Annotated in this window: 17 protein-coding genes and 4 tRNA genes; 10 read left to right on the top strand and 11 right to left on the bottom strand. The window is 68.7% G+C overall.

Annotated elements, in window-relative coordinates:
- The first annotated feature begins 63 nt into the window (after positions 1-63).
- The gene (locus ACFYY8_RS29575; protein WP_390046495.1) at positions 64-1,134 is read left to right on the top strand and encodes a Fic family protein; all 1,071 of its coding nucleotides are present in this window, start codon (positions 64-66) and stop codon (positions 1,132-1,134) included.
- A 737-nt stretch (positions 1,135-1,871) separates the two neighbouring features.
- On the opposite strand, the gene ACFYY8_RS29570 is transcribed toward ACFYY8_RS29575, so the two are convergent.
- A tRNA-Lys gene (locus tag ACFYY8_RS29570) sits at positions 1,872-1,947 on the bottom strand.
- Between the two features lie 116 nt (positions 1,948-2,063).
- Between ACFYY8_RS29570 and ACFYY8_RS29565 the strand changes: the two genes are divergently transcribed.
- Positions 2,064-2,705, top strand: a complete 642-nt coding sequence (locus ACFYY8_RS29565) for an exonuclease domain-containing protein (protein WP_390046493.1) — start codon at positions 2,064-2,066, stop codon at positions 2,703-2,705.
- Here ACFYY8_RS29565 and ACFYY8_RS29560 read toward each other — a convergent pair.
- Complete coding sequence (locus ACFYY8_RS29560; protein ID WP_390046491.1) at positions 2,696-3,853, bottom strand: acyl-CoA dehydrogenase family protein; 1,158 nt, start codon at positions 3,851-3,853, stop codon at positions 2,696-2,698. The two genes, ACFYY8_RS29565 and ACFYY8_RS29560, sit on opposite strands and share 10 nt — an antisense overlap.
- Positions 3,854-3,973: 120 nt before the next feature.
- Between ACFYY8_RS29560 and ACFYY8_RS29555 the strand changes: the two genes are divergently transcribed.
- Positions 3,974-4,444 (top strand): PspC domain-containing protein, encoded by a 471-nt coding sequence (locus ACFYY8_RS29555; protein ID WP_390046489.1) that lies wholly within the window; start codon positions 3,974-3,976, stop codon positions 4,442-4,444.
- A gap of 1 nt (position 4,445) precedes the next feature.
- Here ACFYY8_RS29555 and ACFYY8_RS29550 read toward each other — a convergent pair whose 3' ends face one another.
- Together ACFYY8_RS29550 and ACFYY8_RS29545 are read right to left on the bottom strand one after the other, a co-directional pair.
- On the bottom strand, positions 4,446-5,741 hold the full coding sequence (locus tag ACFYY8_RS29550) for an MFS transporter (protein ID WP_390046487.1): 1,296 nt from the start codon (positions 5,739-5,741) through the stop codon (positions 4,446-4,448).
- Positions 5,742-5,900: 159 nt separating this feature from the next.
- Positions 5,901-6,251, bottom strand: a complete 351-nt coding sequence (locus tag ACFYY8_RS29545) for a metallopeptidase family protein (protein WP_386191984.1) — start codon at positions 6,249-6,251, stop codon at positions 5,901-5,903.
- 34 nt (positions 6,252-6,285) lie between these two features.
- Between ACFYY8_RS29545 and ACFYY8_RS29540 the strand changes: the two genes are divergently transcribed.
- The 4 genes from ACFYY8_RS29540 (at position 6,286) to ACFYY8_RS29525 (ending at position 8,256) form a co-directional block, all read left to right on the top strand.
- Entirely contained in the window at positions 6,286-7,806 is a 1,521-nt protein-coding gene (locus ACFYY8_RS29540) for a metallophosphoesterase (protein ID WP_390046485.1), read from the top strand.
- A 92-nt stretch (positions 7,807-7,898) separates the two neighbouring features.
- Positions 7,899-7,971: transfer RNA gene (locus ACFYY8_RS29535), tRNA-Glu, on the top strand.
- A 108-nt stretch (positions 7,972-8,079) separates the two neighbouring features.
- Positions 8,080-8,154, top strand: a tRNA-Asp gene (locus ACFYY8_RS29530).
- 28 nt (positions 8,155-8,182) lie between these two features.
- A tRNA-Phe gene (locus ACFYY8_RS29525) sits at positions 8,183-8,256 on the top strand.
- Positions 8,257-8,693: 437 nt separating this feature from the next.
- Here ACFYY8_RS29525 and ACFYY8_RS29520 read toward each other — a convergent pair.
- From ACFYY8_RS29520 to ACFYY8_RS29505, 4 genes are all read right to left on the bottom strand, one after another.
- Entirely contained in the window at positions 8,694-9,710 is a 1,017-nt protein-coding gene (locus tag ACFYY8_RS29520; RefSeq protein ID WP_390046483.1) for an SDR family NAD(P)-dependent oxidoreductase, read from the bottom strand.
- A 35-nt stretch (positions 9,711-9,745) separates the two neighbouring features.
- A complete protein-coding gene (locus ACFYY8_RS29515) occupies positions 9,746-10,084 on the bottom strand; it encodes an ArsR/SmtB family transcription factor (protein ID WP_390046481.1) in 339 nt (112 codons plus the stop codon).
- Positions 10,081-10,530 carry an SRPBCC domain-containing protein gene (locus ACFYY8_RS29510; protein ID WP_390046479.1) on the bottom strand — a complete coding sequence of 150 codons (450 nt, stop codon included), beginning with the start codon at positions 10,528-10,530 and terminating at the stop codon, positions 10,081-10,083. The genes ACFYY8_RS29515 and ACFYY8_RS29510 overlap by 4 nt, the downstream gene beginning before the upstream one ends.
- Positions 10,531-10,797: 267 nt before the next feature.
- On the bottom strand, positions 10,798-17,319 hold the full coding sequence (locus tag ACFYY8_RS29505) for a metallophosphoesterase (RefSeq protein WP_390046477.1): 6,522 nt from the start codon (positions 17,317-17,319) through the stop codon (positions 10,798-10,800).
- 453 nt (positions 17,320-17,772) lie between these two features.
- On the opposite strand from ACFYY8_RS29505, the gene ACFYY8_RS29500 reads away from it, so the two are divergent.
- Both ACFYY8_RS29500 and ACFYY8_RS29495 read left to right on the top strand, forming a co-directional pair.
- The gene (locus ACFYY8_RS29500; RefSeq protein ID WP_390046475.1) at positions 17,773-20,019 is read left to right on the top strand and encodes a tetratricopeptide repeat protein; all 2,247 of its coding nucleotides are present in this window, start codon (positions 17,773-17,775) and stop codon (positions 20,017-20,019) included.
- Between the two features lie 77 nt (positions 20,020-20,096).
- Positions 20,097-20,702, top strand: coding sequence for a DUF1707 domain-containing protein (locus tag ACFYY8_RS29495; protein ID WP_390046473.1), 606 nt, complete (start codon positions 20,097-20,099; stop codon positions 20,700-20,702).
- 654 nt (positions 20,703-21,356) lie between these two features.
- On the opposite strand, the gene ACFYY8_RS29490 is transcribed toward ACFYY8_RS29495, so the two are convergent.
- Positions 21,357-22,559 carry an IS701 family transposase gene (locus ACFYY8_RS29490; RefSeq protein WP_390046471.1) on the bottom strand — a complete coding sequence of 401 codons (1,203 nt, stop codon included), beginning with the start codon at positions 22,557-22,559 and terminating at the stop codon, positions 21,357-21,359.
- Positions 22,560-23,260: 701 nt separating this feature from the next.
- On the opposite strand from ACFYY8_RS29490, the gene ACFYY8_RS29485 reads away from it, so the two are divergent.
- A complete protein-coding gene (locus ACFYY8_RS29485) occupies positions 23,261-23,941 on the top strand; it encodes an SDR family oxidoreductase (RefSeq protein ID WP_390046469.1) in 681 nt (226 codons plus the stop codon).
- 13 nt (positions 23,942-23,954) lie between these two features.
- Here ACFYY8_RS29485 and ACFYY8_RS29480 read toward each other — a convergent pair whose 3' ends face one another.
- Both ACFYY8_RS29480 and ACFYY8_RS29475 read right to left on the bottom strand, forming a co-directional pair.
- A complete protein-coding gene (locus ACFYY8_RS29480; protein WP_390046467.1) occupies positions 23,955-25,376 on the bottom strand; it encodes an aminoglycoside phosphotransferase in 1,422 nt (473 codons plus the stop codon).
- The coding region (locus ACFYY8_RS29475) for an alpha-glucosidase C-terminal domain-containing protein (protein WP_390046465.1) at positions 25,373-25,757 on the bottom strand (385 nt) is incomplete at its 5' end. The genes ACFYY8_RS29480 and ACFYY8_RS29475, both read right to left, overlap by 4 nt.

Below are 25,757 nucleotides of genomic sequence, written 5' to 3'. Positions count from 1 at the left end.
AGTTCAATTAGCTCTTAAGATGGCCTATCAAACTTCGTCGTTGGCGTCTACGTAGGGGAACCGGTGGCAGGAAGAGGTCGCCCAACCCGGGCCACGGTCTACGAACGACTTCACCGCGCCCTGAAAGAGCTCAACGACCGCCTCGGAGGACTGCCCAGCCCAACCGAGGCTGAGGAGATCTGGTCTGACATCTGGCACCTCGAGGCGCACCACTCCACCGCCCTCGAAGGCAACACGCTGGTGCTCAAGGAAGTTCAGGCGTTGCTCGACCAGGGCCGTGCGGTGGGCGCTAAGCCTCTCCGCGAGTACAACGAGGTCAAGGGGTATGGAGACGCCGCCAAGTGGGTCTACGGCCAAGCGCTGGAACCCGACGCCTGGAACGACGGCCGCCTGCTCAACCTGACCGAACTACGCCGCATCCACCAGACCGCCATGACCCCTGTCTGGGACGTCGACCCCCACCCGGACGCCACTGAGCGAGAAGGGCCCGGCCACTTCCGGGAACACGACATTCATCCCTTCGCCGAAGGGATGACACCGCCATCCTGGACACTCGTCCCCAGCGAAATCCAACGGTGGGTCGACGACGTCTGCGAAATCGGCAGAAAAGTCGAGGCCAAGGAGGAGTTCGGACATCCGTTGCCCGAAGCACTCGCGAGGATCCACAACGCCTTCGAGCGCATCCATCCCTTCATCGACGGGAACGGCCGCACTGGCAGGCTAGTCCTGAACCTCATCCTGGTGCGTCTCGGCTATCCGCCGATCATCGTCCTCAAGAAACAGCGCGACACCTACCTGCAGGCCCTCCGGCGGGCCGACGCGGGCGACTATGGGGCGCTTGGGGAACTCATCGCCAGGGCGATGGAAGAGAACCTCAACCGCTTCATCGTCCCCAACATCGCCGGTCCCGCACGGCTTGTTCCGCTTGCCGCGCTGGTCGATGAGGAATTCAGCATCAACGCCCTCCGCCAGGCGGCCCAACGGGGACGCCTCAACGCCGTTCAGGGCACAGACGGTGTGTGGAGGTCTTCCCGTAAGTCGATCAACGCCTATCGAGCGTCGAAGCATAAGTCCGCCAAGCCGAGAGCGAAGCGTACGATCGAGCCTCCTTCGGAATCTCCGGGGCTCTTCTAGGGCTTCCTAGGGCAAACCGCGGCCAGCCCGGCGCGTCCCTCTCCATTGCGAGGCGAAGGTCCGCTCCCTGTCCCTCCTTCTAGTGGTCGTCGCAACACCCCAGATGAGGGGGCGCGATGGACTTCGAGATCCGGGAGGACCGGGAACGCCCTGGAGGGTGCAGGGCTCTTTCCCGTGAGCGAGCGGCATACTTGCGGCTCGGGCGGGACCAGGGTGGTTACCCGCCGCGACGGCACGCGGCAGGGTGAAGGGCACACGGAAGTCCTGGTACTGACAAGCGCGCAAGAGTACAAGCGCTTATGGTCACTTACACAGGCGCTGACCTGCATCTATATCCTCAAGTCGTGTCCATGGATCGCGATTCCCTCACGCCGGCCTTTCATCAGCCGGCGGACATCCTGCGCGCTCGAATCGACAAGCCTCCCGCGGGGGAGAAGCTGCCGAGCGAGACGGAGCCGATGGCGGAGTTCGATCTCGCCCGGATCGCGGTGCGGGCGGCGCTGCGGGAGCTCCGGGCAGGGCCTGGTGACGACGAAGCGCCGCGGAGGGTCCTACGTCCGGAAGGAACGTCGGGTGCCGATGGACATCGAGGGGCCGGCGGACAAGGTCGTTCTGAAGATCAACCAGCCGAGGCGGTCCAGGGGCCGCGTACTTCCGCGACCTCTCAAGCTGTCAACTCATGCTGTCACGGGCCCCCACCTGGCGATCTCCGGGAGGGAGTTTCGCCAGGTGGGGAGTGGTAGGGCGCCTGGGACTCGAACCCAGAACCTACGGATTAAAAGTCCGCAGCTCTAACCATTGAGCTAACGCCCCGCTTGAGACAGCGTACCGAGGATAGTGTCCACCAACGTCCGTTGCCAGGCCCGGAAGGGGCGGTGGTTGGACGAACCGTGTGTGGACGGGGGTAGATGGATCATACAGTGGCACTCATGACGAGCTCGGGGCTTGAGCCCGCCGGAGGGGTCCGCGTGTCCTCCCGGCAAGGGTATGTCGTGGTTGATGTGGAGACCACGGGGTTTTCCCCGGCGAAGGGCGACCAGATCTGTGAGATCGCCCTCGTCTCCCTGAGCACTGAGGGCGAGATCCTCGACGAGTGGCACTCGCTGGTCAACCCACGACGGACGACCGGGGCCGTGCACGTGCACGGGATCACCGAGGCGATGGTCGCGCGGGCGCCGGTGATCGAGGAGGTGCTCGACGACGTCTGGCAGCGGGTCGCCGGGCGTGTCCTGGTGGCCCACAACACCTCCTTCGACCTCCGGTTCCTCCGGGTTCTTCCGGAAAGCCACTGGCTGACCGAGACCCTGTGCACGCAGAAACTCGCCCCGGACTTCCTCTCCGCGGGGAAGTGGACCCTGGCCGCCTGCTGTGAACGGGCGGGCATACCGCTCTCCGGAGCCCACGCCGCGCTGGCCGACGCCAGGGCCACCGCCGAACTGCTCCGCTTCTACATGCGTCAGGGCGTCTCCTGGCAGGAGAAACTGGCCAGGGCCTCGCGGACTCCCCTCTGGAGCCCCAGCGGCAGGCCACAACGCCCCGCGCTCGGCCGACGACTCCAAGGTCAGCGGTAGGCGGGAATCCCGGTCAGGGCCTCGCCGAGGACGAGGGTGTGGATCTCCTGGGTGCCCTCGTAGGTCAGCACGCTCTCCAGGTTGTTCATGTGCCTGATCACGGGATACTCCAGCGTGATGCCGTTGCCGCCCAGGACCGAGCGCGCCTGACGGGCGATGTCCAGCGCGGCGCGGACGTTGGCGAGCTTGCCGAAGCTGACCTGCCGGGGGGTGAGGGTGCCCGCGTCCTTCAGCCGGCCCAGGTGGAGCGCGGTGAGCTGCGCCTGGCCGAGACCGACGTACATCCAGGCGAGCTTCTCCTGGGTCATCTGGAAGGCCCCGATGGGCTTGCCGAACTGGACACGGGTCTTCGAGTAGTCGACGGCGGCCTCCAGGCAGGCGCGGGCCGCGCCCACGACGCCCCACAGGATGCCGAAACGCGCCTCCGACAGGCACGACAGCGGCCCCTTCAACCCCCGCACCCCGGGCAGTACGGCTGACGCGGGAAGACGGACGTCGTCGAGATACAGGGAGGAGGTCACCGAGGCCCTCAGGGACATCTTCCTGTGGATCTCAGGGGCGGAGAACCCGGGAGTGCCGGTGGGGACGACGAAGCCGCGGACGCCGTCCTCCGTCTGGGCCCAGACCACCGCGACGTCGGCGACGGAGCCGTTGGTGATCCACATCTTGGAGCCGTTGAGGATCCAGTCGCCCGATGGGTCCTGTTTGGCGTGGGTGCGCATCCCGGCGGGGTCGGAGCCGTGGTCGGGCTCGGTGAGGCCGAAGCAGCCGATCGCCTCGCCGGAGGCCATCCCGGGCAGCCACTCCTCCTTCTGCTCCGCGGAGCCGTACTTCCAGATGGGGAACATGGCCAGTGAGCCCTGCACGGAGACGAAGGATCGCAGCCCCGAGTCTCCCGCCTCCAGCTCCCGGCAGGCGATGCCGTAGGAGACGGCGTCCAGGCCCGCGCAGCCGTACCCGTCCAGGTGCATGCCGAGCAGGCCGAGCGAGCCGAGGAGCGGTGCCAGTTCGCGGGCGGGGAAGACCGCCTCCTCGAACCACTCGCCCACGTGGGGGAGCACCTTGTCCGCGACGAACTCACCGGTGGTGTCGCGGATGAGCCGCTGTTCCTCGGAGAACGCGTCGTCGACGCGCAGGAGATCGTCCATGGGGTGTTCCTCTCTCGTCGGCCCCTGTCAGGGTATTGCTGGCGTCTCAGGAAGGATGTCAGGGTCCTCCCAGGGGGAATCCCGATGTGAGCGATGTCCCTTCAGGGGCATTCTGAAGACATGAACGAAAACGAGTTCTCAAGCGTCAAGAAGCTCCGCAGGACCAGGAACGGGCGCGTCATCGCGGGTGTTGCCTCCGGGCTCGGACACTACGTCGGAGTCGACCCCAACATCATCCGCGCGGCCCTGGCCGTCGCCTCCTTCTTCGGTGGTCTCGGCGTCGGGATCTACGCGGTCGGCTGGCTGCTGCTGCCCGAGGAGGGCAAGGACTCCTCGATCCTGCAGGACCTGGTCGCCAAGAACAAGGACAACCCGGTGTGGCTGGACGCCAAGGCCAAGGCCGAGCAGGGTTGGGCGAAGGCCGAGAACTGGAGCAGGAACGCCGGTCACAACGGCTCCTACCAGGCTCCGCACCAGCAGGCCCCCTACCAGCAGGCCCCGCAGTACCCCACCCACCAGGACCCGGTCGCTCCCTACCCCGCCCCCGGTACGGCCCAGCGAGACAACGGCGGCCCCGCCCCTCAGGCGTGAGTCAGGCGGACGTCTCCGTGCGAGCCATCTCGATGATCTCCTGGCGGGATCGGACCCAGAGCACGGCCAGCGCGGCCGCCAGAAGGAGACCGGCCGCGCCGGCCAGTGCCACCACGATCTCAGGGCCGAGTCTGTCGGCGGCGGCGCCGCCCACCAGGATGCCGACGCCCTGCGACGCGAGCAGGCCCGAGTGCACGAGCCCGAAGGCCAGGGCTCGCCGTTCGGCGGGGACACACTGCACGAACGCGGCGTTCGCCGCGAGCTGGTAGGCCCCGCCGACCCCCGACAGGAACCACAGGACCAGCACCACGACCAGCGGCGGCCGTACGGCACAGGCGATCAGTGGCGCGCAGGTCAGCATCGCCAGCCAGCCCATCAGACGCAGCCGGCTCGACGGGGTGACGTATCGGCCGAAGAGGAAGGCGCCGACGACCGTCCCGGTGGGCATCGCGGCCATCAGCAGGCCCGCGACGAAGGAGATCCGTTCCGGATCGTCGGTCAGCGTCGCGGCGTAGGGGGTGGCGATCCCCTCAGGAAGCACGTAGAAGCCGCACAACCAGGCGAACATGACGAGCGTACGCAGCCGTCCGTCGCCGAAGACGAGCCTTGTGCCCGCACGGGTCATGGTCCACATCGAGGGTGAGGCCGTGTCGTCGCGGACGGGAGGGGGGCGGCGCCGTATGCCGGAGACCAGGATGAGCGCCGAGGCCAGATAGGTCGCCGCGTCGAGAGCCAGCGCCCGGTACGGTCCCATGCCCATGATCAGGGCGCCGCCGAGGGCGAAGCCCAGCATCTGGGCCCCCTGGTTGGTCATGTTCTGCAGGGCGGAACCCACGACGTAGCGGTCGCCCTCAAGGATCTCGGGTAACAGCGCGGCCCTGGCGGCGGAGAACGGGGCGCTGAGCAGCACCACGCAGAAGACCAGGGCGCACAGCGCCACGAACGGTGTGCCGGGGATCGCCATGAGCGCGACCAGGAGTGCCCTGATCAGATCGCATATGATCATGATGTGTCGCCGGGCGTGCCGGTCGGCGAGCGCTGAGAGCAGCGGCCCGCCGATGATCGGGGGAAGGTAGGTCAGGGCATAGACCGAAGCCGTCGCCAGAGGCGACTCCGTGCGCTGGAAGACCAGCACGGACAACGCGACTCGGGAGAGCTGGTCACCCAGGAGGGAAAGCCCTTGGGCCATCCAGAGCGCGCGAAACTCTCCGATGGCGATTATCTCGCCATATGTCACTTGGGCTTCGGTGGGGCGGCGGTGCCGCCCGGGTAGCCGACCGGGCCGGGTGGCCGCCATATGACTCCGCTGGGCTGCAAGCACATTGACTGTGGGTGGTCAGTATGTAACCTACGGTGCCCGTTGGAGCGCCGTTGCGCAACCGAAAGCGACGAAGCCCATGCATAGCGTGGCGAAATATTGCGATATTTCCCTGTATGGGAGGTTGTGTCGTTTCGGTCACCAGCCGAGGTCGTGCAGCCTGTCGTCGTCGATGCCGAAGTGATGGCCCACCTCGTGGAGAACCGTGATGCGGACCTCGTTCACCACGTCACTTTCGGACTTACATATAGAAAGTATGGAGTTACGGTAGATCTCAATGCGGTCGGGTAGTACTCCTGCGTACCAGTCCCCGCGCTCGGTGAGTGGAATCCCGGTGTACAGCCCAAGAAGATCGGGTTCGGGCGGGTCGTCCACAACCACCACGACCACGTTGTTCATCACTCTCGTCAGTTCGGGAGGAATCGTGTCCAGAGCCTCGGCCACGAGTTCCTCGAACCTTTCTCGCGAGACTTCGATCACACCCGCCATTGTGCCCCCGGTTTCCGGGTAGAGGGCGGAGCGGATGGATCTCAGCAAGCTCAGAAGTCTCACAAAGCGGGCCCGGAGAGGGCTTCGCAGCCTCGCCGTAGGGCGCGTCGCGCGCGGCGTGGCGGTCGTCGCGGTGGCCATAGCCTCGGCCTGGCTCGGCATCATGCTCGGTGGCCCCGTGCGCGCCAATGTCGGCCCCGTGGAACTCGGTATGACCGCCGAGCCGTCCTGGACGGGGGAGACCGTCCTCGACGCGCATCCGTTCGGCACGCTGCTGTTCGACACCCACGACGCGCCGGTCGGCCTGCGCGTCACCCTGGAGAACATCAACACCAGCAGGGTCGCCATGATCCTGGACAACCCACGGATGTCCTCCCACCTGCCCAGCATGATGGAGAAGGAGCTGCGCGAGGGGGTCAAGACCCTGGTCATCAGGGCTCTGGTGTGCGGCCTCGCGGGCGGGCTGCTCGGCTCGCTGATCGTCTTCCGCAGGCCGGGCCCCGCGCTGGCGGGCCTGCTGAGCGCCGCGGTCGCCATCGCGGGTACGGGCGCGGCCGTCGCGCTGACCTTCCACCCGAGGTCGGTGGTCGAGCCGAAGTACACCGGCCTGCTCGCCGGGGCGCCCTCGCTGGTCGGCGACGCCGAGTCGATCGTGACACGGTTCGAGTCGTACCGGACGCAGCTCGCCAAGCTGGTCAACAACGTCTCCCAGCTCTACGACACGGTCTCGGCCCTGCCGCTTTACGACTCCGATCCGGCCTCGATCAGGATCCTCCACGTCTCGGACATCCACCTCAATCCGATCGCCTGGAACGTCATCCGCTCGCTCACCGAGCAGTTCAAGATCGACGCGGTCGTGGACACCGGTGACCTGACCGACCACGGGACGGGCCCCGAGGACAAGTTCGCCGAGGAGATCGGCCGGCTGGGCCTGCCGTACGTGTTCGTCAGGGGCAACCACGACTCCGGTTCGACCCAGAAGGCGGTCGCGAAGCAGAAGGGCGCCGTCGTCCTCGACGACAAGGTCAAGACCGTGGCCGGGCTGCGCATCTACGGGCTCGGCGACCCCCGGTTCACCCCGGACAAGTCCGTTTCCGTCGACTCGGACCTGGAGGCGCTGGCGGCCGCCGGGCGCGAGCACGCCGCCAGACTCGCCCTGGAGGGCAAGCCCGTCGACCTGGTGGCCGTGCACGACCCGACGATCGCCAGGCAGTTCTCCGGCCGGACGCCCATGATCCTCGCGGGGCACTCCCACGAGAGATCGACCGAACTGCTGCCCTCTGGCACCCGGCTGCTCGTCCAGGGCTCCACGGGTGGGGCGGGCCTGCGGGCCCTGGAACACGACGAACCGACCCCCGTCGCGGCCTCGGTGCTGTACTTCGATCGCAAGTCACACCGCCTGCGGGCCTGGGACGACATCACCCTGGGAGGGCTGGGAGAACAATCCGTCCAGATCGAACGTCACGTCGAGAGCGCCCCTGGCCGTACAATTTCTCCTGGGCCGACTGTTTCCCCGTCTCCAACGGGGGCGACCGTCGGCGCCACGCCGCCTTAGCCGGAACGCCGCTTTGGCATCGGGGTCAAAAGTCCCCTATGCTTCAGAGGTCTCCAGCGGAAGACGGCAACGGAGCGGGACGCCAGTTCCGAGCCCCCATCGTCTAGTGGCCTAGGACACCGCCCTTTCAAGGCGGCGACACGGGTTCGAATCCCGTTGGGGGCACCTGCTGAGCGAAAGCTCACCGGGGAAACGGCAGGTCGAAGACCTCCGAAGAACTGGTAAGCTAAGCAAGGCAAGAAAGACGGAAGCGAAAACTTCCGACAAAAGCAAGGTCCTGTAGAGCAGTTTGGAGTGCTCGCCACCCTGTCAAGGTGGAGGTCGCGGGTTCAAGTCCCGTCAGGACCGCTCTGGTAGGTGTTCGATCCACCACCGAGGTCAGGTAGCTCAGTTGGTACGAGCGTCCGCCTGAAAAGCGGAAGGTCGGCAGTTCGACCCTGCCCCTGACCACAGCAGCTGAGCAGTAGGGAAGCCCCGAACGATCATCGTTCGGGGCTTTTTTGATCTCCGATACAGCAACGTCACCGGTCCGTAGAGGGCAGCCAGGGAACACCAGGACGTGCCTTGGACTCGGGACGGTTTGATGCGTGAGGCGAACCATCCCGAGGCCGAATCAAGGGTGCCACCGGCGGATCGGTTCTCCAGATACCTCGTGGCTCGATCTCCTGAAGGTATCTCTGTGAGAGGTCTCCAAACGATGTCGAAGTAGCACATGGGATAAGTCAGTCCCTTTTGGCGGACGATCGCCAATGCCCGCTGCCGCCTGCTGCGGTTCCGCGCAAGGAGCAGGCCTTGCATGACTCGCCCCTGCGGATCGGCATCCCGCACCCCTTTGGAGGTGCTGCCACGGAACGCCCAGGATACGCAGGGAGCGAAGCCGTAGGGTCTCAGTCGACAAGCGCGCCGGCGGTCAGGTTGGCGATCGTTCCGGTCATGGAGCCGGCTCGATCCGAGGCCAGGAACGCGGCCGTCTCCGCGATCTCGGAGAGCATGGGCAGCCTCTTCAGAAGCGTTCCCTGCACCATTGCTCCGCTTTCGAGTAGCTCCTGGACCGACTGCCCGGCCGCCGCCGCGGCTTGCTCGAAGAGGCCCTTGGTGTAGGAACCCGCCGCGGGCGCGTCGACGGCGGCGTGCGGACGGATGCCGATCACCCGGATGTTGCCGGGCGCCAGCTCCGCGGCCAGAACCCGCGAGAAGGCCTCCTTACCGGCGGCGCTCACGGCGTGCCCCAGGATGCCGCCCACAGCCAGCTTGGAACCCGGCTCGGACAGCGTCAGGATGACGCCGGGGCGCTCGCGACCCATGTGCCGTGCCACAGCCTTGCTCGTGATGAACAGCGCCCGCAGGTAGCCGTCGATCGGCCGCATGAACTCCTCCAGCGAGAGGTCGGCCAGCGAGGTGCCCTGGTCGTGCATGACACTCACGGCGTTGACGGCGATGTCGATGCCGCCGGCCGTCGCCGCGACCGTGTCGGCGTGTTTTTCGACCGACTGCTGGTCGAGAACGTCGACTTGCGCGGTCTCGACTGTTCCGCCTGCGGCGGTGATGTCACGTGCCACGGCGTCGAGTTTCTCCTGCGTACGCCCGGCGATGAACACTCTCGCGCCTTCCCGGGCGAACACCCGGGCGATCGCGCCGCCTATGGCGCCCCCGCCTCCATAGATGACAGCGTTCCTGTCGCCGAGCAGCGATCCACTCATGTTTGTCCCCCAAGGGTGGTTGGTTCTTCCGAAATGGCACACCGTCGCCGTCGGCTCAGGGGCCCAGGATGGAGAGCACCGTGCCACCGGCATACGAGCACGTCGATCGGTGCCGTCACCGTGGGCCCAGGTGTCCGGGATGGAGAGCACCGTGGTGGTCAGGCCGGTGATCACCGCGGGTGAGGTGGCGAAGGCGCCGATCACCGCGCCACCGGCATACGAGCACGTTGAACCGTTGGTCAGTCGTGCTTCTGACGCTGGATCTGTTCCGCGATGCGCTTGATGCGGTTCAGCCGCGCGTCCCAGGTTCTGCCGACTTCGTTCAGTTGCCGGACGGCGCGGGCGAGCTGTGCCTCGTCGACTTCGTAGCGTCGCTCGCGGCCCATCGGTGTCGCGCGTACGAGGCCCGCGCGATCGAGGACGCCCAGGTGTTTGGTGACCGCCTGGCGAGAGATCGGGAGACGATCGCTCAGGCTGGTCGGCGTACCGACTCCTTCCGCGAGCAGCAGGTCGAGCAGGCGGCGCCTGATCGGGTCGCCGATCGCCGACCAGAGTTCGTCGTCGACGGCGACGGTCATCGCGCCACCACGGAAGGGGCGTAGCTCCGCAGCAGGGGAAGGAACGTGTCCCAGCCGTGCTCGTGCTCGTGGAAGGCCTTCTCGAGCACGGCGGCCTCCCAGCCCTTCTCCCGCCAGCCGCTCTCGGTCAGGTGCAGGATCGTGCCGTCTCCGGAGGGTTCGAGCTCGAAGGTGATCAGGAGAGAGTTGTCCGCGTCGGGCAGCTGACCGTCCGGGGCGATCCAGCGGATCGCGAACCTGCGGGGCGGATCCACGTCGACCACCGTGATCGACTCGACCACGTCGGGGACGTCCCACACCAGTTCGCCGACGGCACCTGGCTCGGGCTCGAACGACGCGTCGTCGGACCACCACATCTTGATGTGCTCAGGACGACTCACCACATCGAACACGACCTCCGGCGCCGCGTCGATGTGGATCTCACGCTCCAGCTTTCCGAACTCCACCACGGACCTCCAACATGCAACCATCGGTTGCGCATCAACCTAGTGGCCGTGTCGACGATCCGCAACCTTTTGTTGCGTGACGGCTGCGAGGTGGGGTGGGGGATCGGCGTCACCACGTGAGATCTGCCGATGTAGGCGGGCCGGAGCGCGGCCCATGCCCGGACGGAGGGCGAGGCCGTACGGGGAAGCCTGGTCGTGGCGTCGCCCGATGCGCCATGGCGCCCGCGGTTGTGAAGACCGCGGGCGCCATGGGTTTTCGGGGCCTCCTTACGGGTTGACCTTCACCTGGACCGCCGGGGCCGTGCCGATTCGGACGTCAAGGACGATCGACTTGCCGGCGCGGAGGGCGGCGCGGGCCTCGTCGCGGAGGTTGAGCTTCAGGTCCCGGGTCTTGCCGGGCTGGAGCGTGACCTTCTTTTCGTCGACGGGACGGCCGCCGTGGGAGACGGTGACATCCTCCTGGCACTTTCCCTTGCCCGTGCAGATCAGGGTGATCGTCACCTGGGCGGGGGCGTTCCCCTGCGTCTTGACCGTGGCGGTGACGGTGTCGTGGAGCACCCTCATCCCCGTGGGCTCGGGTACCCGGGACAGGAGCGGGGCGACGTAGCGCTTCGTGTCACCGGAGGTGTTGAGCGCGAGGGTCGTCCCGTCCGGCTGGTTCAGGAGCACGGTCAGCGTCGCGTTGCCCTGCTCGTCGAGGCGGGCCTCCCCGAGGTAGGCGATGTCGCCTCCGGCCGGAGCCGACGCGGAGGCGCCGGCCTTCAGCAGGAGGAACGACAGCTGCTTGGCCGCAGTGGCGGCCCCCGCCGAAACCGTCACCGTGACGGTGCCGTTGTCGTTCACGACCGCCTGGTGGCGGATGCCGTCGGTCTCGGTGGCCTTGGCCGCCGCCGCTGGGACCACGGTGGTGAACGCGACGGTCTGCGCCGGGGCCGCCGAAGCCGCCGCGGCAGGCGTCGCGGCCTCCTCAGTGGCGGGGTTCTCGGCGGCAGGGCTCGCGGGTTCCGGCGCGGTGGTGGGTGCCGCAGACGGCGCGGTGGTGGGTGCCGCCGTCTCCTCAGTGGTGGGCGCGGTGGTGGGTGCGGTGGCGGGTGTCGTCAGGGCGGCGCGCAGGACCGGCCGGCCGAGGCCGGTGTCCCACCGCCAGACCTTCTCCAGGTCCCACCCGATCGACGCGTAGGTGGCCGGGTCGGCGGCCTGCGCGACGGTGACGGTGGTGCCGTTGAAGCTCTCCGGCGCGGTTGAGCCGATGCTCTGCACCGACGCGACCAGGGTTTCGACGGCGAGGTTGTGCTCGACGGTCGGCGCGCCCCCGCTCAGGGTGCGGGCGACGATTCGGTGGGCCCATCCGGTCGCGGTCACCGTCGGGTTGAGCGCGACGTTGTTCCGGATGGTGGTGCCGGTGTAGGCGTAGCCGCTGATGCCGGCCGCGGACTCGCTCTTCGGTACGGTCACCGCGCCGGTGGCGTAGTTCCGCTCGATGAGGCTGCCGCCGGCGGAGCACTGGGCGGCGCCGCCGGCGATGCCGACGAGTCCGCCCGCGTACTTGCCGCCGGTCGTCGAGACGGTCGTCGCCGACCACGAGTCGCGCAGCACGCCGCAGCTGTAGCCGACGATGCCGCCGACCGTGGTGGCGCCGACGATCGAACCGCTGGTGGCGACCCGCTCAACGGTGCCGTCGAGACGGTCGGCCAGCGGGCCCACGTTCCCCGTGGTGGTGTTCACCGAGGCTCCGGCGAGGGTCAGGTCGTGCACCTTGCCGGTGACGGAGGTGAACAGGCCGCCGACGGAGGAGGCGTAGCCGCTCAGGGTGTGGCCCGCTCCGTCCAGTTCGCCGGTGAACGCGGGGGTGATCGGGGCGACGCCGGTCAGGTCGAGGTCCGCGGCGAGCCGGAACCTCTCCGCCGGGTAGGCGGTGATCTGACCCAGGTCGGCCGTCTTCCGCACGAGGTAGAAGCCGTCGGCGTCCCGCGTCAGAGCCGGGCCCGTGGGCTCGGGCTCGGAGACGGCGGGGACGTCCTCGGGTACGGCGCGCAGTACGGGCCGCCTGCCGTCCTCGTCCCACTTCCAGACCGTGGTGAGGTCGAAGCCGAGCTTGCCGGTCCAGAAGTCCTGGCTGTGGGCCTCGGCCTTGGTCGCGGTGGCGCCGTTGAGCGTCGCCGGACCGATCGTGGTCTCCTGCTGCGTGGTGGCCTGGAGGGTCTCCACCGCCCAGTTCCCCTCAAGCGTGGCGACGTTGTTCGCCAGCACCCGGCCCAGGAAGCGGTGCGCCCAGGACGGCGCGGTGACCGTCGGGTTGAGCGCGATCGAGTTCCGGATCGTGGTGCCGGTGTAGCCGTACCCGGCCACGCCTCCGTCGTTGCGGCCGTCCGCGAGGACGGCGCCCGTGGCGAAGGCCCGCTCGGTGAGCGATCCCGCCAGCGCGACGCCGATGACCCCGCCCGCCTCGGTGGACAGCGCGTGCACGTCCGCCGTGGAGTAGACGTCACGGACGACGCCCTGGGAGTCGCCGAGCAGACCGCCGACCCGCGAGGACCCGGTCACCGAGCCGGAGACCCACACGCGCTCTACGGTGCCGGTGCTCGCGCCCGCCAGGATGCCCGCGCGCGCGGTGGTTCCGGTCACCTTGGCGCCGACGATCGCGAGGTCGTGGACGTTCCCGGACACCTGCGTGAACAGACCGCCTGTCGAGGTCAGGCCCTTGATCGTGTGGCCCGCGCCGTCCAGTTCACCGGTGAACGCGCCCGGCAGGGTGGTGAACGGCTTTCCGCTCAGGTCGATGTCGGCGCCGAGCACATAGTCATACGAGAGGTGCGTACCGATCTGGGCAAGATCGTCGGCGCTCTTGACGATGTGGAAGCCCCTGTCGTCCTTCGGCAGCTGGGGAGCCTCACCGGCCTGCAGCGTCTCGGGCGCCACCTTCAGGGTCGGCCGCGCGCCGATCTCGTTCCACTGCCAGACGTTGGTGAAGTCCCAGCCGCGCGCCTCGTAGAAGGACTGCTTGCGGAGCTCCGCAGGGGGGACGACGTTGCCCCTCTGGTTGCCCGCCGCGGGCGGGTCGGTCAGCGTCTGCCCGCTGATCGGTACGGCCCGGCTGACGTGGTTGTCCTCCAGCGAGGCCGCCTGCCCGGCGAGCACACGGCCGAGGATGGCGTGCGCGTAGCTGGTGCCGGAGACGTTCGAGTTCAGCGCGACCGAGTGGCCGATCTCGGTCGCGTCGTACCCGTAGGCCGCGATGCCGCCCGCCGACGCCCCGGCCGAGGTGACCGAGCCGGTGGCCAGCACGTTCTGGGTGACGGAGCCGCCCATGGCGACGCCGACGACGCCGCCGACGTACTGGGCCGTGGCCTTGACGTTCACCGTCGAGACGCTGTCGCGGACGATGCCGAACTGGTGGCCGGTGATGCCGCCGACATAGCTCGCGGCGGTCAGCGACCCGTCGGCGCGGACCCGCTCGATCGTGCCGTGGTTGATGTCGGCGACGAGGCCTGCCGGGGTGCGGTCGGTGGTGGCGTCGCCGTTGACGACCAGGTTCACGATCGTGCCGTAGTTGTCGGCGAACAGGCCGGGCCCCTGGCCGGGGATCGCGGACAGGCCGGAGACGGTGTGCCCGGCGCCGTCGAACACGCCGGTGAAGGCGATCGTGCGGCCGATCTGGGAACGGCCGAGGCCGCTCAGGTTCAGGTCGCCTGCGAGCCTGTAGTGCCCGGCCGGGTCGTTGTCGATCTTCGCCAGGTCGTCGGCGGAGTCGATCAGGTAGGGAGTCTGGGCGGTGCCGTCACCGGCCAGGCCCTCGCGCAGGGTCACGGCGGGCCGTAGCGGTTTGCCGGACTTCAGCGAGTCCCAGACGAACAGCCTGACGGTCGAGCTCGGCGCGACCGTGAGCGGCTTTTCGAAACGGATGTACTGCTCACGGCCGGTGTGGTTGAGCGTGACGTCGGCCGAGCGCACGTCGATCATCTTCTGCTGCGAGGCGTCGTATGTCGCGGCCATGACGGTCAGCCTGTCGAGGCTGCCCGGGGACGAGATGAGCCCGACGCCGTCCAGCTCGCGGTTCTTGATCTCGGCGGAGGAGACCTTCCAGGTGCCCTGCGGCTTGGTGACGGTGAAGTCGTCGACCACCCGGCCGTCGATCTTGTACGCCGTCAGTCGCAGGCCCGCGTCGGTGGCCGTCAGGACACCGCCCATCTGGACGTCCTCGTCGTCGACCTTGTCGTCCCACCAGTGCTTCGCGTTCTCGTAGAACTTGGGCCCGGACGAGCCCATCGTCACGAACGTGGTGCCCTCGGCCGTCTCCGCCGGCGTCTGGGCCAGCCGGCCCTCGTAGATCGTGGAGCGCTTGTAGACGTGGTCGTGAGCGCCGATGTACATGTCGACGCCGAGCTGGTCGAGGACGCGCGTGACCTTCTCACGGTCGATGTCCATGCCCGCGTCGGCCCCGTGGCGGCCGCCGTAGTAGGAGAAGTGCCCGAGGGCGACGTTCCACTTCTTGTCCGAGGCCCGGACGTCCTTCACCAGCCAGGCGAGCTGGTCGTCGAGACGGGAGGTGGAGCTGAGGACGGAGAAGTGGATCTGCCCGCGGTCGAACGAGTAGTTGGCCTCGCCCACGGCGCCGTTCTTGGGCAGCGCGAACATGTTGGTGAAGACCGAGGCGGGCTCGACGGCGACCGAGTTGTAGTCGGGGTCCTCGTAGGTCTCGTGGTTACCCTTGACGGCCGCGTACTGCGTGTCGAAGCCGGACAGGAGCGCGTCGTTGATCTCGCCCCACATCCTGGTGCGGCCGCCGTCCTCGACGAGGTCACCGAGCTGCATGACGGTGCCGCCGCCGGGAGCCTTGGACTTCAGCTGGTCGAGGACCTTGCCCGGCAGCTTGAGGCTGTCGGCGTTGCTGTCGGGGACCTGGACGTCGCCGAGGATGTAGACGGGCTCGCTGTCGGTCCCGCCCGCGCGGAACCGGCCCTTGACGTCCGTCCAGGCGGCCGGGTCGGCGGCCTTCGGGGCGGCGCCGTTCCTGGTGACGCCGAGGCGGTACCGGTAGGACGTGCCGACCTTCAGGCCGGTCAGCCGGAACTCGTGGGAGCGCAGCGTCTGGCCTGTGACGGAGTGCTGGAACTTGGGCTCGTCGTTGCCGACGGTCGACGTCTCGTACGGGCTGTCGCCGGTCGAGGTGAGGACCTGGGCCCTGGACCAGTCGTCGCCGCCCTCCGGCAGGATCTGCGCGTAGACGTGCTGGATGTCCCGGTCGGTCGTGACGGCGATGCCCGCTGTGCCGGGCTTGGCGCCCACGGCCACGTTGTTGGTGAAGCGGAACACGCCCGCCGGGTCCTGCGTCCTCTGGTCGATCTGGATCCGGCGCAGCTCGGCGTTGGTGTTGCCCTTGTCGTCGGTCGCCTTCGCGACGACGAACGTGTCGTCGTAGGAGCGGATCTGGAAGGCGCCGTCCTTGACCGGGACCTGGCCCGCGGAGTCCCACACCTCAAGGGCGGTGGTCGGCTGCCTGCCGGAGTCGTCGGTGGCGCTCACCTGCGGCAGCGTGACCGCCTGGCCGTACCGGGCGGTGGCGGGCACGTCGGCGACGGTGATCTGCGGGGCGTAGTTCGCGCCGCTCGTCGTCTCGCCGATCCAGATCGGGGCGGAGACGAGGAAGTTGCCGTCGGCCTGGTCGGCGCGGACGTAGTAGAAGTCGCCGTCCTTGACGTCCAGCTTCTTCTTCAGCGTCAGGTCGTTGCCGCTGAGCCTGCCGAAGTCGTGGGCGACCTTCCCGCCGTTGGTGATCAGCTGCGCGCCGGTGAAGGAGTCCTTGGCGTCGGGGTCCCTCAGCTGGAGCTCGGCGTCCAGGGTGGTGGTGCCCGCGGGCAGGATCGAGCCCATCAGCCTGCCGTTGCCGCCGAAGGCGAGGACGGCGTTGACGTCTCCTGTGGAGTACGTGCTGCGGTCGCGCATCGCCGCGTAGAGGTCGTCCAGGCTCCTGCCCTTGGCCCAGATGCCGGTGATCGACGGGTTGCTCGTGACCCAGGTCGCGGAGTGCTCGTCGCCGTTCCAGACCGGGGACAGGTGCCAGCCCGCGTCCAGCGCCTTCTGGAACTCCCTGGCCTGGTCCGGGGACTTGACCTCGATCAGCTCCATGCGGTCGTCGGCGGTCCTGTCCAGGCCCTTGAAGCCGAAGAACTCGCCCTTGCCCGTGGGTGAGGGGTGGTTGAACTGGCCGATCGCGTTCGGGTCCTGCTTGAGGCGGGCGAGGTAGGTGAAGTAGTCGTACTTCATGTCGCCGACGCCGAAGCCGTTGGCGAACCCGTCGACGGTGCCCTTCTCCGTGGCCCTGGCCGTCGCGTGCCAGCCGGTGTTGAAGAGGTTGATGTGGCCGGTGCCGTCGTACCAGGTGTTCTCGATGGCGGGGGCCACGGTGAGGTCGGTCTGGGACGCGTTGAACTTGTCCGCCAGTTCGTGCAGGGCACGCCACTCGTCCGAGTCGGCGTCCCGCCAGTCCTTGATGAAGTCGTCGCCGTTGCGGATGTCCCACATCACGTCGTGCTCGGTGAGGGCGAAGAAGTCCGCGTCCGTCTTGTCGCGCACGTAGGCGAACGCCGCGCTCGGGTTCTCGGCTCCGTCGCTCATTCCGGTGTGCGCGTGGAACTCACCGGTGTACAGGGACTTGCCGAGGTAGGTCGGCCGATTCTCGGCCGCCGAGGCCGGGGAGGCCGGCGCGACGACGAGTGCGCCGGCCGTGAGTGCGATCGCGGTGATCGCACCGGGCCAGGCAGGGGGTCGTGGTGCGCTGCTGCGCGTCATGTTTCTGCCGTTCCAGGTGATTCCAGTGTGCTGATCACAGAAATCACGGCGGGTGGAACGGCTCGCTGCGCGTGCGTGTAGTGAAGGTGAACGATCAACAAATCCCGACAATGATCACATTTTGGATCTATCAGACAAGCCGCCCAACGGGCTTGTTCGGTGATCAGATGGGCGCCGCGGTCACGTTTGATCGACGGTCATTCGTGAAGACCGGCCCGGCCCTTGGCGATCGGACCTGCGCAGGTCGGCGCTGCCCCCGTGGCGAGCGCCGACCGCGCGGGCGGAACCTCCCGGTTCCTCCGGAGGCAGGACCGGTAAGGTCCCTCCAGCGAACCAGCTCTGACGGACCGGCGGCAGGCGCGTGACCGGCGGTTGACCGGCGGTTTGGCCGGTGGTTCTGCCATGGGCGGCGCGAACATGATCGAGAACCGTGAACCGGAGGGAAGGGAATCGATGTTCGGCAGCGTGCTGCGCGACTTCCGGGTTCGGGCACTGCTCACGCAGGAGGAGCTGGCCGAGCTGTCCGGCGTCAGTGAGCGGCAGATCCGGGAGATCGAGTCCGGCCGTGTCGCGGTGCCCCGTTCCAGTACGGTCCGGGTGCTCGCCGACACGCTGAAGCTGTCCTCCGCGGACCGGGCCGCCTTCCAGCTCGCCGCGCAGCCGGAGGCCGGACCCCCACCGGTACCCGCGCAACTCCCCGCCGACGTCGACGGATTCACCGGTCGTGCCGACGCGCTGCGCGCCCTCGACGCGGCCACGGCCGCGGTGGTCACCGTCTCGGGTGCCGCCGGGGTCGGCAAGACCTCACTCGTCGTGCACTGGTCCCACCTGGCCGCGCCCGGCTTTCCCGACGGCCAGCTGTACGTCGACCTGCGCGGGTTCTCCCAGCACGCCACGGTCGATCCCGCCGAGGTGATCCGCGGGTTCCTGGACGCCCTCGGGGTGCCGTTCGACCGCATCCCGTCCGGGGTCGCGGCGCAGGCGGCGCTCTACCGCAGCTGGACGGCCGGCCGCCGCCTGCTGGTCGTGCTCGACAACGCCCGCGACGCCGAGCAGGTCCGGCCGCTGCTGCCGGCCGGGCCCGCCGCCCGTACGGTCGTCACCAGCCGCAGGCAGCTCACCGCCCTGGTCGCCGAGACCGGCGCCGCCGCGCTGACGCTGGACGTCCTGGACATCGAGGAGGCGGTCGAGCTGCTCGACCACCGCCTCGGCATCACCGCCTCCCCGCCCAAGGCCGAGACCGGGCAAGGCTCTTCGGTCGGCCCGGGGCCAGGGAGCGCGGGCGGCGACGCCGTGGCCGCGATCGCGGCCGCGTGCGGACGGCTCCCGCTGGCGTTGGCGCTGGTCGGCGCGCGAGCGCAGCTGACCGGTTTCCCGCCCGCGGTGATCGCCGCGGAGCTGCGCCACCCGGGCAGTCGGCTCGCGGCCCTTGAGATCGACGTCGTGTTCTCCTGGTCCTACGACGCGCTGAGCCGGGAGGCGGCCCGGCTGTTCCGGCTGCTCGGGCTCGCCGCGGGAGCCGACATCTCGGTGGCGGCCGCGGCGGCGCTGGCCGGCAGGGCGCTGCCCGAGATACGGCGGACGCTGGCCGAACTGACCCACTCCAGCCTGGTCACCGAGCACGCGCCGGGCCGCTACCGGATGCATGACCTGCTGCATGTCTACGCCGCCGAGCGGGCCAGGGCCGAGGAGGCCGACGCCGTACGGCAGGCCGCGCTGACCCGGTTGCTCGACCACTACACGCACACCGCCTACCACGCCGACCTGGTGCTGAACCCGGTGCGCGCGCCCATCCCGATGACCATCGGCACGCCGGCCGAGGGGGCCGAGCCGAAGCACACGATCGACCTCCCCGCCGCCCTGGAATGGCTGCGGACCGAGCACGCGGTGCTGCTGACCGCGCTGCGGCAGGCCGAGGAGGAGGGCATGCACCGGCACGCGTGGCAGCTGAGCTGGGCGTTGGACACCTTCCTGAACGACGAGCGGCGCTGGCACGACGAAGGGGCGGCGTGGGCGGTCGCGTTGCGCGCGGCCACCGCCATGACCGACCGGCCCGCGGCGGCGCACGCGCACCGCTTCCTGAGCGCCGTGAACGGCAGGCTGGACCGGTTCGACGACGCGCACACCCACATGCGGGAGGCGCTTGAGCTGAGCCTCGCCGCCGGAGACCGGGCGGGAGAGGCGGAGAACCGCTTCGTGCTGAGCTACGTCTACTGGCTGCAGGGCGACGGCGAGCACGCGCTCGACCAGGCGGAGCGGTCGTTGTCGCTCTTCGCCGAGCTCGACGTTCCGCTCTGGGAGGGCAAGGCGAGCCTCGCGGTCGGCTGGTACCACTCCGAGCTCGGCGCCTACCAGGAGGCGTTGCCGTTCCAGTTGCGGGCGCTGGAGCTGCAGCGACGGGCGGGGGACCGGGCCAACGAGGTGGTCACCCTGGACACGCTCGGCCTGCTGTACCAGCGGCTGGGCGACCCGGAGGCCGCGATCCCGCACTACCAGGCCGGTCTCCGGCTGGTCGGCGCGACGGAGAGCCCCGAGTTACGGGCCCAGCTCCTCGGGCACCTCGGCGACGCGAGCGAGGCCGTCGGCGACCTCCAGACAGCCCGTGAGCACTGGCTGGAGGCGTACCGGATCTTCAGTGAACTCGGCCGCCCCCAGGCCGGTGACCTGCGCCGTAAGCTTCAGCCGCCGGGCTCAGGGTGACGGGGTTCAGGCCGGTACGGAGACTCGGCCCTTTTACGCGCTCTCTGTCGTGATAAATGAGAACTATCGTGACTTTCATGGAAAACTTCCCTCAGCGCAGGGACCCCCAGACGTCGAACCTGCGCGCCTCGGACAGCAACAGGGAGCAGGTCTCCGCCCTGCTCGGTGAGGCCCTGAGCACCGGCCAGCTGGCCTACGAGGAGTACTCCGAACGCCTGGACAGGCTCTACCAGGCCAAGACGGTTGGGGAACTTGAGGTTCTCACCAGCGATCTGCAGGTCGAGCGGCACCGTCCGGCCACGAGCCCGGTGTCCTACGTCCCGGGCACGAACTCCGAACCCGAGAACGTCATCGCCATCTTCGGCGGCACCGACCGCAAGGGTCGCTGGCGGGTACGGCGGCGCATCAGGGGTCTGGCCCTTTTCGGCGGGATGCGGTTCGACATGACCGACGCCGAGTTCGAGGCCAAGGAGATCGAGATCACGATCAACGCCGTCTTCGGCGGGGCCGAGATCATCGTGCCCGAGGGGGTGGAGGTGCGCTGCCAGGGGGTGGGCATCTTCGGCGGCTTCGACGTGCACGGCGGCCCGGACATCGACCCGTCGGCGCCGGTGATCGTGGTCAAGGGTCTGGCGCTGTTCGGCGGTGTGAGCGGCAAGGCCAAGCGCAGGCGTGAACGCTGACCGGCCGGTGACCTGCCGGCCACGGGTGTCGCCTGCCGTTCCGGCGCGGCGGGTTCAGGCGATGGGCCGACGAGAACGGCCTACTTGGCGGCCTTTGAGCCCATCTGAATGGGTTCACGCCTTGGCAGGGGACGGCCTTTCCGCGGGGCTGGTGGGTGGAATGGCGTGGGATCTAACGTAGTAGGCCCGCTGATGATGGCGCCTGATCCGTTGTGGAGACAGGGCTTGTAACGTGTGTTCTGGCGCAGTGCGCTTTCCGTTTCTGCTTTTCGAGCCCGGGTGGTGGGGACCTTCGCACGGACCGGGGAGACGGCTGACGGTATGGAGCGATCGGGGGAGGCGCGTGAACAGGTGGCAGACGGACTACCCTCGCCGTCCTCGCGGTCGTGCCGTCGGCCGTACGGCTGTGCGAGGACGGGCTGGGGTGGCTCGGTGTGGATGTCCGGCTGCCGGGAGTTCATGGGTGCCGGGCCGGTGTCCATGCCCGGCACCGTCCTGACGACCGCGTTCGCCGACCTCGGCGGCGTGCCGCGGCGGCCGTTCAGGGGTGGAGGTCGCCCGGCGGTGGGGATGCCAGACCGTCGTACGTGTGGAACGGCAGACCACGCGGTTCCGGCGCACCGACCGGCGACGGGGTTCGCCGAGGCGGGTCCATCACGCCGACTGGCGGGCGGACTCTCCAAGGGCGGAGAAGAGCGCGGCGGCCGAGACGAGCGTGAGGTGATGGTGCCACCCGGGGAAGGACCGTCCCTCGAAGTCCCGCAGCCCGAAGCGGTCCTCGAACTGCCGGATGGCGGATCGGGTGTAGTGACGCATTCGCTGGATCGTGGTCATGTCCCGGATGGCGGAGGCCGGCAGGTTGGTGAGCCAGGAGCGGTCTGTTCGCCGGCCCACGGTCTGTTCCCTGATGAGTCTGATGGAGGCCTCTTCAAGGTTCCGGTTCGCCCTGGACTGCGGGCGCAACAGTGCCGTGGTGACGTGGTGGACCTGCGGCTGCCTCCGCGTGTTCGCCGTCGAGCCGATCACCACCAGCGATCGCTGCGGCCGGTCCTGGCAGGTCCTGTCGGGTCTTCGCAGCGAGTCCGTACGGATGGGGGGAAAGGAACACGCCGTCTGCACGGCCAGCGACGGGCTGCCGAGAAGGGTGTCGACGTTGCCCTCGACCTGGATCAGGAAACTCCTGGAACGGCGCAGCAGTCCCTCGGCCAGGGTCAGTGCGTCGTCGGGTTTGGCCCCGGTGACGATCGGTGGCACCGGGGAGATTCCCCACTCCGTCGTCAGCTCGTCGACCATCTCCAGCGCCAGTTCCATCTCCGAACACGCCTCGACGCTGTCCGGGATGCGGGTACGGGCGCGTTTGTTTTGGTCCGCCAGCCAGCGGTTGGAGAGGTGGAGCCGCCAGTTCAGCGGGAAACAGCCGAAGTCGTCCGCGGCGACGATACTGATGCCCAACTGACTGTTGACGGTCCTGCCCTGGTACTGCACGAAGCGGGGTTCGACACCGACGGAGTGCTCTCCTCTCTTGGGGATCACCGAGTTCTCGATGACCCAGGCCGTCGGGCGTATCAGCCGGTGGGCGCTCGATGCCAGCCGGGCGCGTACGGGGCCCCAGTCCCAGGGGCTCTGGTTGACGAACTGCTGCAGGGATTGTGTGGCCGACGTGTCGGCGAGAACGGCGTCCGCGATATTCCGAATTGATTTCCTCCCTTGCACCTTGAGAAGGCCGCGAAGGTACACCTCGGCCCAGCGACGCTGGTCGGCTCGTGGGAGTGAGCCGAACACCGTCCGGGTGAATTGGGTGAGGCCGTCACAGCCTACTGACGAGTAGGTTTCCTCCGACTTTTCTTCCCCCGGCATGTCACTCCTAAATGTCCTGGACGAACGAGTGATCCTGGCAATCATCATCAGCCGTCTGACCGCTGGCAAGCCCTAATCTCACGAAGTGGTGACAAAATCTGCCGGACCACGTGTGAATCGCCGATGCGGGCCGAGTTTCACTGCGGAGTGTCGGTGGATAAAAGCGCACAGTGTCGAAGGTTCGGGAAATGGCCTTCACGGATCGTTCAAATATTCGTGTGATCTGCATCACATCGATGCTTTTCACTCTCCGGAAAAGACGGGGGAGGCGGTCGGCGCGCCGGAGAAGTCCCTGGTGGCCGGGTGGCTTGGCGGAAGAAAGGGGTTGAAAGTGCTGTTTCCCTGTGTTCTGGGCCGATGTGTGAAGGCGGGTTCGCCGATGGGGGCCGCTGCGTGCCGTGCCGTACGGGCCTGGATGGGGTGATTGTGTCGTTTGGCTCCGGCTAATGGCCGTCACGAAAGCCGGGCCGGGTGGTCGTGATCGCAGGATCCGGGGAAAAGGAATCTGTGAATATCGGATAAACGGCCCAATCGGCACTCGGGGATTCGATCCCGAACCCCGTGCTTGGTAATGGCGTTACCAGCAAGAACATTACCGGTCTACGGGATGCCTGTTTCCGCATGTCGTTTCCTGGGAGGATGGCGGACATGTCCCATGGATTCACTGTTTCCCGGGCCGCCGAGACGACGGGGAGCGCACGATGATCGCGCTGGTCACCGGCGGAAACCGAGGCATCGGCAAGGAGGTCTGCCGGCAGCTCGCCTCGCGCGATTACACGGTTCTCCTCACGGCCCGTTCCCGCGAGCGGGCCGAGGGCGCCGCCGGGAGGATGGGGGAGAACGTCCTTCCGCTCCGCCTGGACGTGACGAGTCCCGAGGACATCGAGGCCGTGGCACGGGAGGTCGAGGATCGGTACGGGCGGCTGGACGTCCTGGTGAACAACGCCGCCATCACCTACGACACGTGGCAGTCGGCGGTCGAGGCCGATCTGGACGTCGTGCGGGAGGCGCTGGAGACCAACCTCTACGGGGCGTGGCGGCTGACCCAGGCCCTCGTGCCGTCGCTGCGCGAGGGGAAGCGGCCCAGGGTGGTCAACGTGTCGAGCGGGGCCGGTTCCCTGACCGAGATGGGCGGCGGGACCCCCGCCTACACGATCTCCAAGGTCGCGCTCAACGCGTTGACGCGGATGCTCGCCTCGGAGCTGCGGGGCAGCCGGATCCTCGTTAACGCGGTCTGCCCCGGCTGGGTCGCGACCGACATGGGAGGCCCCGGCGGCAGGCCCGTCGCCGAGGGGGCGGCCGGAATCGTCTGGGCCGCGACCCTGCCCGGCGACGGGCCGACCGGGGGCTTCTTCCGCGACCGCCGGCGGGTTCCCTGGTGAGTCTCACGCCCCCTCAGCAGAGCCGGTCAAGGGCGCCGAGCGGGATCACCGCCCAGGGGGGACGGAACCGGCTCTCGTAGACGGTCTCGTAGACGGCCTTCTCCATCTCGAAGGCCCGTAGCAGGTCCCGGTGCCCGGCGGTCGGGCCGCCGGTGCGCTCGCCGTACCCGCTGAGGAACGCCTCGCGGGTGAGCGCGGTCCACCTCTCGGCGAGGCGCGTCGCCGTCTCGTCGCCGTCCGGCGAGCCGTACGTTGTGAGGAGGTGGTGCCGGGCGGCGTAGTCGAAGGACCGGAGCATCCCGGCGACGTCCCGCAACGGAGACTGCGGCACGGTCCTCTCCCGTAGCGGGGCCGTCGGCTCCCCCTCGAAGTCGATGAGGAGCCACCGGTCCGCGGCACGCAGCGTCTGTCCCAGGTGAAGGTCGCCGTGGATCCGGTGCGTCGGCGCCCCGGGCGGCAGGTCGGCCACCGCGGAGAACGCCGCGCGCACCGCGCGTTCGTGACGGCGCAGCGCGGGTACGGCGGCCAGCGCGTTCCTGAGCCTGTCCCGCAGCCCCGCCGAGAGCCGTTCCAAGGCGGCGGTGTCCATCGGCTCACCGCCCAGGCACCGGGACAGGTCGGCGTGGACCGCCGCGACGGCGCGTCCGAGTCGGCGTGCCTGCGCGGCGAAGGGAGGCGGCCCGTCGCCCCGGTGGAGGCCCTGAAGATCGTCGAGGGCGGCCGACCAGCCGTCACGACCGTGCGGCACGAACCGGTGCAGTACGGCCAGCGTGGTGAGCCGCCCCCGCACGGGACCCTCGACCGCCCCCAGGAGCGGGGCGACGTGCCGGGAGCCCATGCCTGTCAGGGCACGGTGTATCTCCAGCTCGGGATTGAGGCCGGGGGTCAGCCGCCGGAACACCTTCATGATGACCCGCTCGCCGAGCACGACCGAGGAGTTGGACTGCTCGGCGTCCACGAGCCTGGCCACCGGGGGACGGACAGGATCGGCCACCGGGAGGCGGGACGGGTCCACGGCCGTGAGCCGCAGGCCGTGCCGTAGCCCTCCGTTCCCCCCGGCACGCCCTCCGGAGAGGACTCCGGCGAGCAGCCCGCCGACCAGCTCGGGATCGCGCAGGCCGTCGTGGGCCACCGGCCCGCCGGGCCCCGTGGCACCGATCGGGCCCATGTCCTCCCGCGCGTGCCCGCGCAGGCTCAACGGGAGCTGGTACAGCTCGGCCGGGCCCCCGTCGGCGAAGGTCACCTCAACGACGAGCAGCAGGCGACCGGGGCCGTCCCGGCCGGCGGCCCCGGGCAGCGCCGTACTCCACACGGTGCTCACCCCGCGTACGGCGCGTCCCTTCGACGCGAACCACCGCTGCGTGGGAAGCCACGCGGCGAGTGGGCCGGCGAGGCGGGACCCGAGATCCGGGTGCGGGCCGGCCCAGGTCGTCACCGTCCTTCCTCCACGAGATCCCCGGGGGGAAGGACGGAGAACCAGAAGAAACCATGCCCGGACAGGGTGAGACGGTAGAAGTCCGCGGTGGCCGGGGGGAACGTGACGCCTCCGGTCAGCTCCCGCAGGACCGACCCGGGCGGCGCGGGGACGCGCAGCTGTACGGCCTGCGGGAAACGGGACAGGTTGTTGACGCAGATGACCAGGTCCTCCGGCTCCCCGGGGGCGTCCAGGCGGCGGGCGAACGCCAGGACACCGGGGTTGTCCCCTTCGAGCGGGACGTACTCGCCCAGGCCGAAGACCGGGTGGCGCTTGCGGATGTCGATCATGCGCTTGGTCCAGTGCAGGAGGGAGCCGGAGCTCTTCTGCTGGGCCTCGACG

It is taken from the genome of Streptosporangium sp. NPDC001559, assembly GCF_042893955.1.
Classification (GTDB): domain Bacteria; phylum Actinomycetota; class Actinomycetes; order Streptosporangiales; family Streptosporangiaceae; genus Streptosporangium.
This window is presented reverse-complemented; position numbering and strand designations above follow the sequence as displayed.